This is a genomic window from Clostridium sp., assembly GCF_036781005.1.
Classification (GTDB): Bacteria; Bacillota; Clostridia; order Clostridiales; family Clostridiaceae; genus Clostridium_B.
The window spans coordinates 1-18,734 of the sequence record NZ_DAIQBT010000009.1 but is presented as its reverse complement, the minus strand read 5'-3'; the positions used below and the strand labels follow the sequence as shown (position 1 = coordinate 18,734).

The 18,734-nt window shown below is 32.0% G+C and carries 18 protein-coding genes, 1 tRNA gene, 1 pseudogene and 1 riboswitch; of the genes and pseudogenes, 18 read left to right on the top strand and 2 right to left on the bottom strand.

Features of this window, described 5'->3' with window-relative positions; genetic code table 11:
- Positions 1 to 2: 2 nt before the first annotated feature.
- Positions 3 to 209: pseudogene (locus V7Q02_RS05305) on the top strand (methionine ABC transporter permease); the annotation flags it as partial.
- Positions 210 to 268: 59 nt separating this feature from the next.
- Here the strand turns inward: V7Q02_RS05305 and V7Q02_RS05300 are convergent.
- Positions 269 to 1,030 carry a cell wall hydrolase gene (locus tag V7Q02_RS05300; RefSeq protein WP_333859963.1) on the bottom strand — a complete coding sequence of 254 codons (762 nt, stop codon included), beginning with the start codon at positions 1,028 to 1,030 and terminating at the stop codon, positions 269 to 271.
- 2 nt (positions 1,031 to 1,032) lie between these two features.
- Positions 1,033 to 1,173: riboswitch (cyclic di-AMP (ydaO/yuaA leader) on the bottom strand.
- Between the two features lie 179 nt (positions 1,174 to 1,352).
- On the opposite strand from V7Q02_RS05300, the gene V7Q02_RS05295 reads away from it, so the two are divergent.
- The 6 genes from V7Q02_RS05295 to V7Q02_RS05270 all read left to right on the top strand — a co-directional run bounded on the left by V7Q02_RS05295 (position 1,353) and on the right by V7Q02_RS05270 (position 7,855).
- A complete protein-coding gene (locus V7Q02_RS05295; RefSeq protein ID WP_333859962.1) occupies positions 1,353 to 2,504 on the top strand; it encodes a DUF116 domain-containing protein in 1,152 nt (383 codons plus the stop codon).
- Positions 2,505 to 2,619: 115 nt separating this feature from the next.
- A complete protein-coding gene (polA, locus tag V7Q02_RS05290; protein ID WP_333859961.1) occupies positions 2,620 to 5,262 on the top strand; it encodes a DNA polymerase I in 2,643 nt (880 codons plus the stop codon).
- Between the two features lie 24 nt (positions 5,263 to 5,286).
- A complete protein-coding gene (gene coaE, locus V7Q02_RS05285) occupies positions 5,287 to 5,886 on the top strand; it encodes a dephospho-CoA kinase (RefSeq protein WP_333859959.1) in 600 nt (199 codons plus the stop codon).
- A gap of 44 nt (positions 5,887 to 5,930) precedes the next feature.
- A complete protein-coding gene (locus V7Q02_RS05280; RefSeq protein ID WP_333859958.1) occupies positions 5,931 to 6,509 on the top strand; it encodes a lytic transglycosylase domain-containing protein in 579 nt (192 codons plus the stop codon).
- Between the two features lie 92 nt (positions 6,510 to 6,601).
- Positions 6,602 to 6,686, top strand: a tRNA-Leu gene (locus V7Q02_RS05275).
- A 467-nt stretch (positions 6,687 to 7,153) separates the two neighbouring features.
- Positions 7,154 to 7,855, top strand: coding sequence for a transposase (locus V7Q02_RS05270; protein ID WP_333859957.1), 702 nt, complete (start codon positions 7,154 to 7,156; stop codon positions 7,853 to 7,855).
- 51 nt (positions 7,856 to 7,906) lie between these two features.
- On the opposite strand, the gene V7Q02_RS05265 is transcribed toward V7Q02_RS05270, so the two are convergent.
- Entirely contained in the window at positions 7,907 to 10,459 is a 2,553-nt protein-coding gene (locus V7Q02_RS05265; protein WP_333859956.1) for a LuxR C-terminal-related transcriptional regulator, read from the bottom strand.
- Positions 10,460 to 10,740: 281 nt separating this feature from the next.
- Here V7Q02_RS05265 and V7Q02_RS05260 point away from each other — a divergent pair, with 281 nt between their 5' ends.
- The 11 genes from V7Q02_RS05260 (at position 10,741) to V7Q02_RS05210 (ending at position 18,376) form a co-directional block, all read left to right on the top strand.
- Complete coding sequence (locus V7Q02_RS05260; protein WP_333859955.1) at positions 10,741 to 12,036, top strand: aminotransferase class I/II-fold pyridoxal phosphate-dependent enzyme; 1,296 nt, start codon at positions 10,741 to 10,743, stop codon at positions 12,034 to 12,036.
- A gap of 11 nt (positions 12,037 to 12,047) precedes the next feature.
- Entirely contained in the window at positions 12,048 to 13,721 is a 1,674-nt protein-coding gene (locus V7Q02_RS05255; RefSeq protein ID WP_333859954.1) for an AMP-dependent synthetase/ligase, read from the top strand.
- A gap of 3 nt (positions 13,722 to 13,724) precedes the next feature.
- Entirely contained in the window at positions 13,725 to 13,952 is a 228-nt protein-coding gene (locus V7Q02_RS05250; protein WP_333859953.1) for an acyl carrier protein, read from the top strand.
- Positions 13,952 to 14,623 (top strand): 4'-phosphopantetheinyl transferase family protein, encoded by a 672-nt coding sequence (locus tag V7Q02_RS05245; protein WP_333859952.1) that lies wholly within the window; start codon positions 13,952 to 13,954, stop codon positions 14,621 to 14,623. The genes V7Q02_RS05250 and V7Q02_RS05245 overlap by 1 nt, the downstream gene beginning before the upstream one ends.
- A gap of 30 nt (positions 14,624 to 14,653) precedes the next feature.
- Positions 14,654 to 15,490, top strand: coding sequence for an SDR family oxidoreductase (locus V7Q02_RS05240; RefSeq protein WP_333859951.1), 837 nt, complete (start codon positions 14,654 to 14,656; stop codon positions 15,488 to 15,490).
- A 609-nt stretch (positions 15,491 to 16,099) separates the two neighbouring features.
- On the top strand, positions 16,100 to 16,354 hold the full coding sequence (locus tag V7Q02_RS05235) for a type II toxin-antitoxin system Phd/YefM family antitoxin (protein ID WP_333859949.1): 255 nt from the start codon (positions 16,100 to 16,102) through the stop codon (positions 16,352 to 16,354).
- A complete protein-coding gene (locus V7Q02_RS05230; protein ID WP_333859948.1) occupies positions 16,318 to 16,605 on the top strand; it encodes a Txe/YoeB family addiction module toxin in 288 nt (95 codons plus the stop codon). The genes V7Q02_RS05235 and V7Q02_RS05230 overlap by 37 nt, the downstream gene beginning before the upstream one ends.
- Positions 16,606 to 16,971: 366 nt before the next feature.
- On the top strand, positions 16,972 to 17,226 hold the full coding sequence (locus V7Q02_RS05225) for an acyl carrier protein (RefSeq protein ID WP_333859947.1): 255 nt from the start codon (positions 16,972 to 16,974) through the stop codon (positions 17,224 to 17,226).
- Positions 17,227 to 17,314: 88 nt separating this feature from the next.
- Positions 17,315 to 17,632: a PadR family transcriptional regulator gene (locus tag V7Q02_RS05220; RefSeq protein ID WP_333859946.1), complete on the top strand. Its 318-nt coding sequence runs from the start codon at positions 17,315 to 17,317 to the stop codon at positions 17,630 to 17,632.
- The gene (locus V7Q02_RS05215; protein WP_333859945.1) at positions 17,625 to 18,212 is read left to right on the top strand and encodes a DUF1700 domain-containing protein; all 588 of its coding nucleotides are present in this window, start codon (positions 17,625 to 17,627) and stop codon (positions 18,210 to 18,212) included. The genes V7Q02_RS05220 and V7Q02_RS05215 overlap by 8 nt, the downstream gene beginning before the upstream one ends.
- The gene (locus tag V7Q02_RS05210; protein WP_333859944.1) at positions 18,209 to 18,376 is read left to right on the top strand and encodes a hypothetical protein; all 168 of its coding nucleotides are present in this window, start codon (positions 18,209 to 18,211) and stop codon (positions 18,374 to 18,376) included. The genes V7Q02_RS05215 and V7Q02_RS05210 overlap by 4 nt, the downstream gene beginning before the upstream one ends.
- Positions 18,377 to 18,734: the final 358 nt, after the last annotated feature.

Below are 18,734 nucleotides of genomic sequence, written 5' to 3'. Positions count from 1 at the left end.
TACTTGGAATAACCCTTACCGTTATAAGTGTAGTAGGATATTCTGCTATGGTAGGTACTGTAGGGGGAGAGGGACTTGGAAATGTAGCTGTAAATTATGGGTATTATAGATTTCAGACTGATATAATGGTGTATACAGTAATAATACTTGTAATAATTGTCCAATTGCTTCAAACTATTGGAGATATAATATATAAAAGGCATAAGTAAATTAAACTAACTTATGCCTTAATTTTTTTAATTCATTGAGGTTATGTATTGGGATTATACTAATATACAAATATCATTTTGCCAACCCTTAAAGCAATAGGTTTTGACCAGAGCCAGGTATTTGTAGTACTATCATCAAAGTAATATAATGCACCATTTGTTGGATCGGAACCGTAGAGTGCTTCATAAGCGGCATTTTTTGAATCCTGGGAAGCAGGCTTGTCTATCCAGCCATTATATACAGGAGTAAATTGATAATAGCCTCCAGATACCTCATATATTACATCTTTTAGGGTAGATGGATATTTTGGGTTTTGAACACGGTTAAGTACAACAGCAGCTACAGCTACTTTAGTTTTATAGGATTCTCCATCAGCTTCTGCAGTTACTAATCTGGCCAGTAAATCCAAATCACTCTCACTATATGATACTATGGGAGTGGATGGGCTTGCACTTTTAAAAATCCACCCAGCAGGTATATTTAATAATTCACCGGGATAGATATACTTGTCCACATTATTATTGGCAGCAATTAACGTGTTAAGAGATATACCATATTTTTTTGCTATTAAATAAAGGGTGTCTGAAGTTTTTACAGTGTATGTATCAGAATCTACATATAAGACTTGATTTGGATATATGTCACTGCTTTTAAGATTATTATTTTTCATAATAGTATTTGCATCGGTTTTAAATAATATACCTATTTTAAATAGAGAATCTCCCGATTTTACTGTATAATTAGCAGCGTGTACCTTTGTAAAAGATAGTGTGCAGAATGTTAATGCAAACAACAGCATTTTAATTTTTTTTAAATTCATAAATATCCTCCCTAATTAGCCTACGAAGTTAGTTGACAGGTTCGGAGAGGGATTGTCCTACTTTTAAATAAAAAGATTCACCTCAAATAATTGTTATCCACCGCACTTCATTCCAGTTTTGGAAGTTTAGGCTTGTTTTATAGTTGTTATTTTAACAGCATTTTAGGGATATATCCTTATTAAATTGATGGGGATATTGGGTTTAAGATGATGATATGGTTTATAATTCAAAATTTACAAGGTAATGAAATTATTATAAAAGCAAAAACTATTGTTATGAATCTTAAAAAAATTTTTAATTATAATTTAGGAGAAAAAATATATGGGAAATTATGTAACTTATAGTCTTAGAAATAAATTGAAGGATTCTAATGAGTATTATAAATTTATATCTGGCTTCTCGGAAAAAGTAATACAAAAAATCCAAACAAGGGCAAATAATATAATAGAGGATTTTATGGCATATATTCAGAAGTTTGATATAGAACAGTTGAGAAGCAGAGAAGAGTATCAACTGGAGATTCTTATTATAGGAGTATTGTGGAATGTGTATTCAAAAAAATCCATGGATTTATCAAAAATTACTTATAAAATTTTAGTTTTACTTTCGGATATGAGACGGAATTCTTGGATTTTTAAAAAGTATATAGATGGTATAAGGGGAAAAATAGCATATAGATATCTTTTAAAAGAAGGACTTTATAATATAATCTGTATAGAAAATCATTTTGAAAAATTAATAACGTGGCTTAAATCTACAGGGGAATTTAAATTTCAAGTTAGAAGAATGGAAATATGGAATTTGTTTTTTGAGTATAATAATAGTAACTATGTATCCAATGCAGGTAAACGTATTATTGAAATAGCGGATTGGTTCGAGAAGGAATCCATGGAAAATATGAGGAAATATACCTTGAATGTAGATAAATTTTTAATGAATGAATATAAGCTTTATAAAGAGAGAGAAGATAACATATTTTGTGGACGCAGGGAAGTTGAATATCATCTTAATATGGTAGGAGCAGAAATTTTAAATAGGGCCTTTAGAAATACATTTTTAAAAACAAAGGATAAGATAATATTTCTCCCTGCATGTATGTGTTTAAAAACTTATAGTGAATGCAGAAAAAAGAAGACAGATAAGGGCTTTATATGTATGGGTTGTTGTGGAAATTGTAAAGTCAATATATTAAATAAAATAGGAGAAAAACATAATTTTAAAGTTTATGTAGTTCCTCATGAAAGCAGCGTCTTTTCTGGAAAAGGAGACACTATATATGGAGATATAGGTATTGTTGGTATTGCTTGTGTGCTTAATTTAATAGAGGGAGGATTAAAGGCCAGAAATTTGAATTTGGTACCTCAATGTGTTATTCTTGATTATTGTGGATGTAAAAACCATTGGCACAGACATGGTATTGAGACAGATATAAATTATAAAAAATTGTTTGAAATCCTACAAATTTCACCATAAAATATGGCAATAAAAAACTTTAAATGGTAGAGAGTAATCATAGTAAGATGTTATAATAGAGAAGCTTGAAAAATTTAATTTTTAGATATTTAAATAGAATTTTGGAGGTAATTTTATGTCTCGGGAAAAATTATTGATACTAGATGGACATAGTTTAATGAATAGAGCTTTTTATGCACTACCTGACTTGACTAATTCAGAAGGGATTCATACAAACGCAGTTTATGGATTTATAAATATGCTTTTGAAAATGAAAAAGGAAATAGAGCCCAGTCATATAGTATGTACTTTTGACAGAAGTGCACCTACATTCAGACATAATAAATATAGTGAATATAAGGCAGGTAGAAAGAAGATGCCTCCTGAACTTGCAGAGCAGTTTTCTATAGTGAAGGAAATATTAGAACTTTTATCTATAAATATTTTTGAAATAGATGGATTTGAGGCAGATGATCTTATGGGCACCTTATCTGTTTTTGCAGAAAAAGAAGGTATGGAAGTATATATAGTTACAGGAGACAAAGATGCCCTTCAGCTGGCTACAGATTCAGTAAAAATTGTGATAACTAAAAGAGGTATAACACAGAAGGAAATTTATGATAGAAATAGAATTATAAATGATTATGGAATAACTCCTAAGGAATTTATAGATGTAAAGGGGCTTATGGGTGATGCTTCTGATAATATCCCCGGAGTGCCTGGCATAGGAGAGAAAACGGCACTAAAATTGATAAAAGAATATAAAAGCATAGAAGAAGTGCTTCGTAATATAGACAATATTAAAGGGAAAAAGGTTCAGGAAAATTTAAAGAATTATATGGAGCAGGCTGTATTTAGCAAGAAACTTGCTACTATTATTACAGATGTTCCTATAGAAATGGATTTACAATCTATTGAATCTAAAGAACAATACGATAACGAAGGCCTGAAAAGATTATTTGAGAAACTTCAGTTTAAATCTTTAATGGATAAAATACCTGAAGTAGAGAAAAAAGATAAGATAAAAGAGGAAGATTTACATGTGGAATGTGAAGTTATAGATACTTTAAATAAATTTCGTGATTTTATGGATTTTTTGAAAGATGACAATGTGAAAAATAAGCTAATTTATATTAATTTTAAAGTTGTAGAAAAAAACATTTATTCTAGAAATTATATAGACAAAATATTTGTAAATATAGAAGATAAAATATTTGAGATACATTTTAAAGAAATATACGATAAAAATAAAATTGAAACAATAGAAACATCCAAAACATTGTTTGAAAGTTCATTACTAAGGAAGGTAAGCTATGGAGTAAAGATTCCCTGTAGTATATTGCACAGAATTGGAATAGGATTTTCAGGTATAGAATTTGATATGAAGATAGCAGCTTATTTGATAGATTCTGCAAGAAACAACTATGAGTTACCAGAAATTATTAAAGAATATTTGAGCGTGGATATTCCAGCAGAAACGGAAAATAGTTCTATAAAAGAAACTATGGCATTTAAAAAGCTATATTTAGCTTTGAAGGAGAAAATATCTGTTTTTTCCATGGATAAATTGTTATATGAAGTGGAACAGCCTCTTACTTATATATTAGCACATATGGAGTGTGAAGGATTCAAGGTAGATAAGGATAAACTGATTGAATTGGAGCAGAAATTCAAAATAGAAATAGATAAGGTACAAAAGGAAATATATATTTTTTCTGAAGAAGAGTTTAATATAAATTCCCCAAAACAACTGGGTAAAATATTATTTGAAAAATTGGATTTACCTGTTATAAAGAAGACCAAAACAGGATACTCCACTAATGCAGATGTACTTGAAAAGTTACAGGATAAGCATCCTATAATTAAGAAAATAATGTATTACAGACAGCTTACTAAATTATACTCCACTTACATAGAAGGACTAAAGGTAGTAATAGAGGAGGATGGCAAGATTCATTCTAATTTTAATCAAACGGTAACCACTACAGGTAGGCTTTCAAGTACCGAACCCAACCTCCAAAATATACCTATAAAATATGAGATGGGAAAAGAAATAAGGAAAGTATTCATACCAGACAATGAAGAGTGTGTTATACTTTCAGCAGATTATTCCCAGATAGAACTTAGGGTGCTTGCTCATATATCCGAAGATGAAAATTTAATAAATGCATTTATAAATCATAATGATATTCACACTAAAACTGCCTCAGAGGTATTTAATGTACCTTTGGAGGAAGTTACGTCTACTCAGAGAAGTAATGCGAAAGCTGTAAATTTTGGTATAGTATATGGTATTGGAGATTTTAGTCTGGCCAGGAATCTAAATATATCAAGAAAAGAGGCAAAATCTTATATAGATGCTTATTTTGAAAAGTATCCAAAGGTGAAACTTTATATGAACAACATAGTAAAGCAAGCTGAAGAGAATTTTTATGTCACTACTATTTTAAATAGGAGAAGGTTTATACCTGAAATAAGATCCTCTAATAAAATAGTAAAAGCTTTAGGGGAGAGGTTTGCCATGAACACTCCCATTCAAGGAAGTGCAGCGGATATCATAAAAATAGCTATGGTAAATGTTTTTAACAGATTGAGAGACAATAATTTTAAAAGTAAAATAATACTTCAAGTTCATGATGAATTAGTATTGAATGTATATAAAGATGAATTAAAAGATGTAAAAGATATCGTAAAAGAGGAAATGGAAAATGTGTTTCAGTTAAAGGTTCCTCTTGAAGTGGATATAAGTACAGGAGATAATTGGTATAAGGTGAAATAAAATAACTGAAGGTGGGGGAAAAGTATGATTAAAATAGGACTTACCGGGGGGATAGGAAGTGGAAAAAGTACTGTTTCCAATATGCTCAGGAAACAGGGGGTATCTGTAATAGATGCTGATGTTATAGCTAGAGATGTAATGGAAAAGTATATCGTAATAAAAGATAAAATAAAATCTGCTTTTGGAGAAAAATTTATTGACAGCTCAGGAAACCTGAAAAGAAGAGAATTTGGAGACTATATATTTTCAAACAAGGATAAAAAAAATACATATGAGGATATAATAATGCCTTTTATCAAAAAAGAAATATTTGAAGAAATGAATAAGATTCATGAAAAAGGTGAGAAAATTTGTATAATAGATGGAGCCACTCTCATAGAAAGCGGGTTTTATAAGTATACAGATGTAATTATTTTAGTATGGTCCAGTAGAAAAACTCAAATATTCAGGGTAAAGGAAAGAGATAAATTGACAGAAGATCAGATAATTGATAGAATAAATTCTCAAATGACCTTAGAAGAAAAAAAGAAATACGCTGATTTTGTATTGGATAATTCAAATACTTTAGATGAAACAAAAAAACAGTTAAAAGAAATATTGGATAAGATAACTATGAATGTGTAGGGGGTGGAGTGCCTTAACATAGGATATTTAAGGCATAAATAACATTGAAATCTAAAATGAGAATAGTAGCAGTGGTGTTAATAATAATTGCAATATTCAGTGCAAAAAGTATGGTGAGATATTATTTCCCTTTGAAGTATTCCAATTACATAGTGAAGTATTCTAAGGAATACAGTTTGGATGTTTATCTTGTAATTGCTGTAATTAGAACAGAGAGCAATTTTAAAAGATATGTAAAATCAAATAAAAATGCCATAGGCCTTATGCAGATAACTCCAGATACAGCTAAATGGGCGGCGGAAAAGATGAATATAGCTGATTTTAATGAAGACATGCTCTATGATCCTGAATTTAATATTAGAATGGGATGCTGGTATCTGAATGATTTAAAAACTGAATTTAATGATGATATGAAGCTTGTGTTAGCTGCATATAATGGAGGACGGGGGAATGTGCAAAAATGGCTGAAGAATTCAGAACATTCCACAGATGGAAAAAATCTTGACTACATACCATTTCAGGAAACAGATAAATATATTAAGAAGGTGGAAGTGAATTACAGAATTTATAAGTATTTATACAAAGGTGACTTAATGAGTATATTAATAAATATACATTATTAAAATTTGGTTCATAGTTTGTTGATTTTTAGTTGACAGATTTATAAAAAGTAAGTATAATACTATTGTATGTCAGATAAGTGATATAAATAAATGCGAAGGTGGCGGAATAGGCAGACGCACTACTTTGAGGGGGTAGCGAGTAACATCGTGTGGGTTCAAGTCCCATCCTTCGCACCAGAGAATGTACTGAGAAGCAGATTGCTTCTTTTTTTTGTCACAAATCAAGGCTTTTTCATTTCTATAGTTTTGCATATGAAATAGAATTATGTAACCGTAAAAAAATCTCCATGTATATTTCAAATGATATTTTTGATAAAATAAATCCATTATATGGTTCAAGCATGGATGTCCTTGGCTTTCTTTGTACATATCCTTTAGTATTTTCCTTACTGTCTTTTTATCTATATTTAACATTCTGGCAATTTGTGCCTTGTTATATCCTTTCTCAAATAATGTTTTTATCGTTGTTTGCATTGCTACCCCCAGCATCTTGATATTCCCTCCCATGGTCATTCTTTTACCATAGGAGCTTATCATAGTATTTTTTACTGGGGAATTTTCGTTCCAGTTTTCGGGTATTTTTATTGTAGTATTAACACTTGTGCCCGAAACATTAATGCTTCCTGCATTAAGTTTGGTGTGGAGTGCACATCCCACTACTCCTGGCACCTTCACCAAAACCAGACTTTAGATTTGTAGCTTTACAGCGTCTTACAAGGTATAGATTTTCCCTTGTTCACACTTTAATCAATGAAAAAAACAGGGCTTCTAACCTTATATACTTAAAATTTTCTTCCTACAAGTCAGATTGCCCCTTTAGCAATGTCTTTGGTAAAGCATCTACTGATTTAATTGAAAAATATACACCTGATCAAATTGCTAAGCTTTCTTCGGAAGAACTTGTTGAATTTATAGTGTCACAGGGTAACAACAGACTCAAAAATCCTAAAGAAATTGTAAATGGTCTCAAAAAGGCTGCCAATAGAGCCTATAGGCTTCATCCTACTTTGGATGATTCCGTAGGATTATCTCTAACCATGACACTTGAAAATATTCGCTTCTTAGAGAAGCAGCTTGATAAAGAGATAGAAAATCACCTTAAGGCTTTTAGCCATATACTGACTACTATTTCAGGAATCGGTCCTGTTATTGCGGCCGGCGTTGTAGCAGAAATCGGTGATATATCCCGCTTCAAAAATGAAGCTGCCTTAGCCAAGTATGCCGGACTCGTTTGGAATAAATATCAATCAGGTAATTTCTGCGGTGAAGAGACTTGTCTTGCCAAGTGTGGTAACCAATATCTTCGTTACTACCTTATCCCCTTGTCATTACACCATGTGTCTTAATAAAAATTTTATGAAGAACCTAACTATAATTTAACTGAATTCTTGGGTTCATTATACCTTTGTTTTTTTTATGCATTGCATACGATTTTTTACCCCTAACTTTGCATATATATTACCAGTATGGGCTTTTACTGTCCTGAGAGTTATTCCTAGTTTTTCTGCAATCTCTTTATTGGCATAGGCATTAATTATAAGATGTAGAACCTTATTCTCCGTGGCAGTTAGGAGATTTTCGATTGTATCTGAATTTGTAGGAATTACAAAATGTTTAACAGACTCTTTTGTCTGATTGAGGCGATCTTTTGCATAAACTGTTAGTTTGTTTCTTCTTTTATTTTTTCTAAGATACATTTCTAGTAAAGAAATCATCGGAACAAATTCATCTACAAAGCTTCTTACATAGCCTTCCTTAAGTCCTATGGAAAGAGCATTTTCAAGGTGATTTTCAGCAATTTCTTCATTCAAGTCTTTTATTGCTGTAATAGCAAGAAGATTTCGTATTTCAACAATACTATGATTTTTCTTTTGTACCATGGCAAATTTTAAAAGTCGATTCAACAATATAGTGGCATCATTATACTGCTGTTTGTAAATTAAAACCCTACCCAGTACAATCAATTCATATTCCTGTATCTTGATAATATCTTGATAGATATTTAGCCGGCTTTCCTTCATCCATTTATCTATTAATTCTGTATCATTCAAATCAATATAAAGCCTTGCTTTAAAGGCCTTTAGTATATAGCTCCAGTGGGGTTTATGGAATTCTGCTACTTTATTTTCACATTCTTCAATAGCCTTTAAAGCGCCTTGCATATCACCCTGAGTCCGTTTTATTTTTGCTATGGTAATCATTGCAGGAACTAAAGCTCCTGCACAACGAGCATTTACGGCTTCGTCAATGGCGGCAAGCAATTCTGGAAGGGCTTTGTCTAGTTTCCCACTTTCATAAAATAATTCACCTTTAACCAACGGTGCATATCCAGGGTTTGTGCTGATCAGAGTTCTATAATTACCGACAAGTGAATCATACTCAGCAAAATTTCTTTTTAGTATTTTTGTAAATGTATAATATGGAGTACGAAAAATAGAAATATCAAGCAGATTAAAATTCATATATTGTGTACTCATAACATTGTTTATACCGCAGGCGGCAGCTTCCATGATCGTTTGTAAGGTGTTTTCGATATTACCCTGTCGTATAAAGAAATGAGCTTTAACCATCAAATAGATTGTATTGAAGGATTTAGAAAAGGCAGTTTCATTTTTTAGTGCCAGTTGTATTTGTTCCATATACTTCCATGCGTTTTTGAAATCATCTGTCCCAATAAGATATGTTGCTTTTATAAGCATAATCATCAGAGAATTATTAACATATTTGTCTGGCAGCCTTTCAATCCATGAAATAACATTTGAATAGTCTCCCTTTCTTATTGGCACTTGACTATGCTTTTCTATAAGAGGCAGAGCAGCTTCATAATGAGAACCTCTCAAAAAATGATCGATTGCTTCCTTGAAAAAGCCGTGTGCTTTGAACCATTCTCCGGCTTTGTGGTGTAGAGCTTGAATTATGGTAGTATCTCTCTTCAATAGCTTTTTTCTTAGAAAATCTAAAAAAAGAGAATGGTATCTAAACCATATGCCTTCATAATTTAGGGCTATAAGAAAGCTGTTCTGGGTATACAATTCTTTTAGTAATCTATTGCCATCATAATTAGTAATTTCTTCACAAAGAGGTCCACATAGTCTATCCAAAATGGAGACTTTCTCCATAAACTCCTGCTGCTCGTTTGTCCATGTATTATAAACATCTTCAACTAGATAATTTTCTATATATAAATTACTATTTCCAAAATTTTTTATGACATTATGTCTATCCTTTTCATTTTTAAGACACAGAGCTACGGCTACCAGTGCAGCGGCCCAACCTTCTGTATAAAGTTTAATCTTATGAATTTGTTCTTTTTGTAGAAAATATCCTCTTCCTTCATAATATTGGCAGATTTCTTCAGTTTCAAAACGGAGTTCCTCTGACCTAATTCTTACCAGATCCTCCTTTAAGCCAAGCTTTGTTAGCTTCAAAGGAGGCTCAATTCTGCTTATTATTACAATGTGCATGTTTGAAGGCAGATAAGTTATAAAGTAGGATAGACCATTAAGAATATCATGGTTTGTAATTAGATGGAAATCATCCAATACAAGCAAAAAATCTGAGGGAATAATTGATAAATTATCAATTATAATGCTCAGATGGGCATTTGCCTTAAAAAGATCTTGTGATGTAAAAATATATTCTGTAGCTTTGCTGATGCCATTTGAAATGCTGTTTAGTGCAGCACATAAATAACGCCAGAATACAAGGGGGTCATTATCGTCTGTATCAATAGAAAACCAGGCACAGGACAGTGAAATACCTTCAAGCCATTTAAGCACAGCGGTAGTTTTACCGTAGCCTGCAGGAGCTGTTATAATAGTTAGTTTACGACTCAAGGACTCTTTCAGCCTGTGATTGATAACCGTACGTGGCAACAGATGTTTATTTATGTTAGGTATGCTATATTTTGTTTTTAATAACCCAAGATTAGACGGATCTTCTTTTATCATCGAAACCACCTCTTACTATAACTGTCTTAATTCGAGTAAAAAAATCATTATTTTATAATCCATATTATACTATTTTTTTAATGGCACAACAATAGAAATGTATAAAGATTGATATTTTAAGTGCTTGAGGAGTGCTGTGGATCTTACAATATTGTACCAAGGTACAATATTTAGTATTCGAAATTTTTGTTATAATTTATCGAATAAAGCATAGTAAAATACTTTTGTTTAATTAGTTATTAGTATTGAATATAAGAGAGTAATGAAAGGAGAATATAATTTTGAAGAAAATATCTAAAATAAATAAGGATCTTGTACCGGGAGACAAAATAGATTCAAGGAATTATAGCTTGGCAGATTTTATGGAGGTTGAGGACCAGGATATTATGAGCAGGGCACGGATGTTTAAAGAGTTTTCTGAGGATTTGTTTGAAAAAAGGCATGCACAGTACAGACGTGTTTCTTTGAATGGTTCCAGTCCTTTGATGAAAGTCAGAGATCCCTATACTGGTGAAACAAGAGAAATGGTTTATTTGGCTTCCAATGATTACCTTAATTTAACCAGGCACCCTAGAACCATCGCTGCCGGAAGGGCCGCACTAGAAAAATATGGATCAGGTGCAGGGAGCGTGCCTTTATTGGGAGGAACTCTGGATCTTCATATTGAGTTGGAACAGAAGGTAGCAAAATTTAAGGGTTGTGAGTCAGCAATTATCTATACCTCGGGCTTTGGTTCCAATTGCGGCACTCTGCTTTCTATGCTGGGAAAAAATGATATTGCCATTCTGGATATATTGGTACATGCAAGTATCCTTGACGGGTGTAAAAATACAAATACAAAAATCTTCAAGCATAATGACATGAATTCTCTGGAACATGCCTTGTCAAAGGTGAAAGACAAATATAGGACAAAGTTGATTGTTGTAGATGGTGTTTATTCCATGGATGGGGATATTGCCAAACTAGACAGGATCGTTGAGCTTGCAAGAGCCCATGGTGCTTATGTTATGGTGGATGAGGCCCATGCCAGCGGTGTTATTGGTGCAACAGGTCGAGGAACTCCTCAACATTTCCATATAGAAGGAAAGGTTGACATTGTGGCAGGAACTTTCTCTAAGGCTCTGGGTTCTGTAGGAGGTTTTATTGCCGCTAAGGAGGAATTGATTGAGCTGTTGCATTTCTATTCTAGAACCTATATGTTTTCTACAGCTATGACACCTCAGTCAGCAGGCTCTTTGATTGCAGCTATGGAGGTCATTGAGGATGAACCTCAGTTAAGAGAGCAGCTGTGGAGTAATATCCGTTATTTTAAGAAAAATCTTACGGATATGGGTTTTAATCTGGGGAGTTCAGAAACTGCTATTTTCCCAATTATTATTGGTGACGACCTAAAGGTGAAGGAAGTATGCAAAAGACTTCATCAGATGAATATCTATGTAAATCCTGTAGTATATCCAGCAGTGCCGAAAAAAATGTCCAGAATCAGAATGAGTATTATGTCTGCACATACAAAAGAGCATTTGGACAAGGCCTTGAATGCTCTGGAACAGGTAGGCCGTGAGTACAATATTATTTAAGGGGAATATAAATGAAAAATTATCCGCTATATGAAACAGAAGATGTAAAAGATCTAAAAGAATTGGTAGAAAACTGTGCGAAAAAATATGGAGATAAGGTTGCTTTTAAATATAGGAAAGGGAATAAAGAGCTGGAGAAGACCTATGTTGAGTTTTTTGAGGATGTTAAATATTTAGGCACAGTATTTACAAAGAGAAATATCAAGGATTCTCACATAGCGGTAATTGGAGAAAACAGCTATGAATGGATTGTAACATACTTTGCAGCATTAGCAACGGGAAATGTCATTGTACCTTTTGATAAGGATTTAAACCCCAGAGAAATCCTTTGGCTATTGCAGGAAGTAGATTGCAAAGTTTTTGTTTTTTCTGCCGCATATCAGAAAGCAGCAGAAGAGGTGGAAAAAAACATGAAAACTCCTTTCATGTCAATAGTTATGGAAGATAGTAGCTCTAAGTTTATAATCTTCAACAACTTGATAAAGGAAGGGAAAGAAGCAATTTCCCTTGGCAATTCTGAATTCAGCAATATTAAAATAAACAAGGAACAGCTGGCGGCTATCCACTATACTTCAGGAACTACAGGGACTAGTAAAGGCGTAATGCTAACCCATAAGAATTTAATGTCAAATGTAATTGGTGGAGCTAAAAATATTGAGTCATATAATCCATCTGTTCTTATTCTGCCCATTCATCATACCTTTGGTATGACTGCCGGTGTAATAGGCATGCTATATACTGGAACCTGCATATGCATCAACAGCAGCATGAAAAGAATAGCAGGAGATTTGAAAAAATATAAGCCGAAAAGTCTTTTTTTAGTTCCCCTCTATATTGAGTCCCTTTATAATACAATATGGCGAACAGCAAAATCAAATAATAAGGAAAAAACACTGAGAAGCATATGCAGAATAAGTGATGCTCTTTTATGTGTAGGTATAGATTTAAGAAAATATTTCTTTAAAGAAGTACTAGAAAGCTTTGGAGGAGAATTAAAGCTTATGGTATGTGGCGGTGCACATATAGATCCTAAATATATAAAAGGCTTTAGAAGCTTTGGCGTAAATGTTCTTAACGGATATGGAATAACAGAGTGTTCACCTATTGTTGCTGTGAATAAGAATAATTATTATAAGGACGGAAGTGTTGGGACTGTTTTGGACGGCTGCGAAGTGAAGATAGACAATCCCAATGAAGACGGAGAAGGTGAAATCCTTGTGAGAGGAGACTCTGTTATGAAGGGGTATTATAAAAATGAAGGGCTGACTGAAAAAGCATTTTGTGATAATTGGTTTAAAACAGGAGATATAGGTAGGCTGGATAAAGAGGGGTTCTTGTACATAACAGGAAGGTCAAAAAATGTTATTATTCTTAACAATGGCAAAAATATATATCCGGAAGAACTAGAAATGCACATAATCAATATACCATTTGTGAAAGAAGTTTTGGTTTACTCCGAAAAGGATGAGAAAAACAACCAAATGTGCATTGTGGCGGAAGTCTATGTGGATAATGAAGTAATAAAAGACAAAAACCCACAGGATGTAGAAAAAGAGCTTTCTGAAAAAATTGATGAAATCAACAGAAGACTGCCCTACTATAAAAATATAGGCAAATATAAAATAAGAGAAGAGGAATTCAAGAAAACTTCAAGTAAAAAGATTATAAGAGATGGGAGGAACTGAAATATGTTTGAGACAGTTGTTGAAACAATTGCAAAATATAGTGGTATAGAGGCTGAAGAAATACATATGGATAGTCTTCTAATAAATGATCTGGCAATAAACTCCTATACAATGATGGAAATGATATGTGATATTGAAGAGGAGCTTGATATAGATATCCCTGAGGAAGCCATAAAAGAGTTAAGAAGTGTTGGTGATGTGGTTCAATATCTCGAAAAAAATACTAAGTAATGGTTTATTATTTTACTGAGCTTCATAAGCTTGATAAAGAATTTATAAAAAAGGTAATGCCACTTCTGCCAAAGGATAGAAGAAATAAGACTGAAAGGATTAAAAAAGGAAGAGATAGATATCTGTCAATAATTGCATATGTATTATTGTTTTTTGGATTAAAAAAAGAAGGCATCATACTTTCTGATACAAGCTTTCAGTATAATGAATTTGGAAAACCGCATTTTGGTGGAGTTAAACCAGTATCTTTCAATTTAAGTCATTGTAAATTAGGAGCTGCTTGTGCCATATCTAGTGAAACTGTGGGCATGGATATTCAGGAAATTATTCCAATAAATACTTTGATATTGAAGAAGGTATGTTCCGATAAAGAGATTATGAGTATTAAAGGTTCTAAAAAGCCAGGGAGTGAATTTACATTATTGTGGACTAGGAAGGAGAGCTACCTAAAGGCTACTGGGAAAGGCATATCAGAAGCATTTAGGGAAATTAACTTTGGCATTGACAAAAAAGGTAATGTCTATAAAGGCGGATTTTTATTAACCTCAAATATTTATGAAAACTATGTTATAACGGTATGCAGTCTAGAAAGAAAAAGCCAATGCTTTATAGAAGTGTCAATAGAGAGTATGCGGAATTTTATTGATGTGAATCAGCGTCTTAACCAATAAATAAAATATCCTTTTATGAGGGGGATTAAAATGAAAAAGGTATATGGAAAGGTTGTTCTGGTGGTAGGTGCTTCTTCAGGTATAGGGAAGGCTATCGCAGAAACTTTAGCTATGGATGGCTATAAAGTTTATGGTACCAGTCGGAAGTATCAGGATGATTTAAAGACTATACCGGAGACTAATTCAGATAAAGGCTTTATAAAAATGCTTTGCTTGGATGTATGTTCAGAGGAATGCATAAATAAAGCTGTAGTGGATGTAGAACAGAAAGAAGGTAAGGTGGATATTTTAGTTAACTGTGCAGGATTTGGTATAGCGGGCTCTGTGGAGGATACCAGCGATGAAGAAGCCTTTAGGCAATTTAATACGAATTTCTTTGGTGCTCACAGAATCTGTAGAAGTGTGATACCTATCATGAGGAAACAGGGACATGGCCTGATAATAAATATAAGCTCTGTAGCAGGATTGATTACAGTACCTTTCCAATCCTTCTACAGTGCTAGTAAATGTGCCATGGAAGCCTTAATGGAAGGTTTGAGGATGGAACTTAAGCCCTTTGGGATCAAGGTGGTGTTGATAGAGCCGGGAGATACCCAGACCGGATTTACTAACAATAGAGTTTTTGTAAGGGCTTCAGAGGACTCAATTTATAAAGAGGTCTTTAATAGATCTATAGCTAGGATGGTAAAGTATGAACAGACAGGACCATCACCTGAGGGAATAGTAAGAATGGTACAGAAAATCCTAAGTAGCAGCAATCCACCAGTTAGACAGGTAGTAGGCTCTATGAACAAGATTATGGTATTTTTGAAATGGTTTCTGCCAGATCACATAGTGGAATATATTGTAATAAAACTTTATGCTTAGCATATGTTTAATACGTTGGTAGATAAAATAAAAGTTATCTTACCAACGTATTTTGTATTGAGAATAATAATAAACTTGTACATGGAAAGAAAAAAGCCAGAGAAAATATTGAGAAATACTTAAAGTATTATTATAATAACTAAGTTCGAAAAAATAAAATACAATTTTGTATAAATATAGATATGGAAAATCCAAAAAATAATTTAACTACAAATTATATATTGACTTTTACTAGCTGGTCTTGTCATTACACCATGTGTCTTTAATTATTTTTTATAAACTATATTTAATTCATTTTTTATATGATAGCATATACATTGTGAAAAAATTATCATAATGTAAGAGAGAATGAAAAATATTTTCAGTTTTAAATAATTTTTATTACAGAAACTCCGATTGCTTTAATTGGGTAGAAGGAGCATCCTTGTCATGTATTGCAAAGTAAGTTACACAATGTGGAAATTTATATTAGATATCTTATAAGATTTAGACATTAAATTTATATTGTATAATTATGATTCTTATAATAAGTGGTTATAAGAAAATAAATTCAAAAAAAATTGACGTACATAAATATGTACAGTATTATATAAGTAGAGGTGATTATTTATGAGAACTATTCCTGTTACCAATGCCAGACGGGATATATTTAATATAATAGAACAAACTATTGTAAATTCAGAGCCTATACAGATAACCAGTAAAAAAGGTGATGTTGTAATGATCAGCTTGGAGGATTGGTCAGCAATACAAGAAACATTATATCTTTTATCAATACCAGGTATAAGGGAAAGTATTTTAGAGGCAGATAAAGTTCCTTTGGATAAATGGAAAGAAGCAAAGGATATAGGATGGGATATATAATAAAATACTCAAATTATGCCTTGAAAAATGCAAGAAAACTTGAAAAATGTGGACTTGATAAAAAGGCTAAAGAGCTTTTAGCAATTATAAAAGAAAATCCTTACCAAAATCCTCCACCATATGAGAAATTAAAAGGTGATTTAAAAAGAAAGGTATCAAGACGAATAAATATACAGCATAGAATAGTTTATCAAGTCTTAGAAGAAGAACGAATAATAAAAGTGTATAGAATGTGGACACATTATGAGTAAAATTACTGAACTAGGGGTCTCTGTAGTAATGGATCAGAAACGGCAATAGGATTTGATTAATTTCCCAAATTAATCAAATTGAATTTATAAAATGCAAGTAAAAGTGCTAAAAATATATCATCAAAATCGGTAGTTATTCAGAATTTGTTTTTGATAGTAGTTTTAATAACCATTTTACTGGTATTTGATAATCAATAGTTTTTATTGAAATTATTGATTATCAAATACCACGTTTATTTTATCTAATTTATAGAAGATACTTTGCACTTCATAATGCAGATGCTGACATCAGGGCAAAAAGTAGAAAATACATGTTGACACATAATACATCGTATTGTATAGTATAATGTATAAAGATGCTTGGCAATGAGTATGAATATTCATGTTCTTTCCGACTTAGAAAATGAGACTGATAAAGTTAACAATAGAAGTTCGGAAAAAAGGACTCAGAAAATTTTAATTGAGTTATTCAAAAAGATACTGGAAATAGAAAAAGTGGGTATAAGCGATTCTTTTTATAATTTAGGAGGACATTCATTTAAGCTAATAATGTTAATAAATTATATAGAGAAAAAATTTGGAGTAAGACTCAAAATTCAAGAATCAATGCTGATAACGTAAAAAATTTAAAGACATTCCACCTGCACTACCTCTAGAATAATCCTTATAAAGATAATGTAAATTTAATAATGGGTTAGGAGAGATAATAATGAACATACAATTAAAAAAGGGATTACTAGAAATATGTATTCTTGCTGTATTAAAAAAGGGTGACTCCTATGGCTACCAAATTATAAAAGATATTTCTAAATGTATAGAAATGTCTGAATCTACATTATACCCAATTTTAAAAAGGTTAGAAGCAAATGGGTATGTTGAGACATATTCTCTAGAACATAACAGTAGATTAAGAAAATATTATCATATAACTCCTAATGGGAAAAAGCATATAGAAGATTTTTTTTTATATGATTGGAAAAAAATTATGGATATATATTTTTTTATAGGAGGTAAGAGTTTTGAATAAGGAAGAATTTCTAAGCGATTTGATGAAACAGCTATCCTCTTTGGGAGAAACTGAATGTAATAAATTTACGACATATTATGGTGAGATAATTGATGATTATATAGAAGATGGATATACTGAAAGTCAAGCCATAGACAAGATAGGTTCACCTAAGCATATTGCTAAAAATATTATAGAAGATCAAGGAAATATTATATTAAGAGAATCCTCTGTGGGAAGAAAGTTTATTAGGATAGTACTGTTGATTCTTGGATTTCCATTATGGGGATCTATACTTTCAGTAATAATCTTATTAATATTATGCGGATGTATAATAATTTTGTGTATACCTTTGATTACAGGAGTAATAGCACTTGCAGGCTTTGGAGGAGGATTATGGTGTATAGCAGGCTCTTTCTTTTGCCTAAGGCAGGGAGCCTATATTGTTGTTACACAAATAGGATTTGGATTTTTATTATTAGGTATAAGTGTTTTATGTGCATTAATAACACAATTTGCATTTATAAAATTTTTAAATGTTATAAAATTATTTATACAGAAAATCTCCTATACATTTAGAAAGACGATGGTGAGAATATGAAAATTATAAATATAAAAAAAATTTGTTTAAAGTTAAGTTTTATTTTAATACTTACGGGATTGTTTATATCCTTTATAGGATTTGCAATCTCAGGTTTTGATAAAAATGCATATAAAATAAATGGAGAAAGCCACTGGTATAGAACCATCACATTTATAGGATAAATGTGTATACTGTATGGGGTAATAGGGGTTTGTGTAGTAATGGAACAGAAAGCGGCCATAAATATTTTATATTTATGGCCGCTCATTTTATCCTACCATCTCGAATAATAACAACAACCGTTTATAATAGTACAATTTATACTTTCTGAACGTTCACAATTAAAAATTATTCATCTGTATTAGATATCCTATTGTATTTAGACACTAGAAACTTTCTGTCTAAATACAATTAAGACATCTAATATAAATTCCCAAATTGTGTAACTTACTTTGCAGTACATGACAAGGATGCTCCTTCGGATACTGACCTACGGACACCTAATATCCATATAAATGGTAATTAAGATTTGTAGAAAAA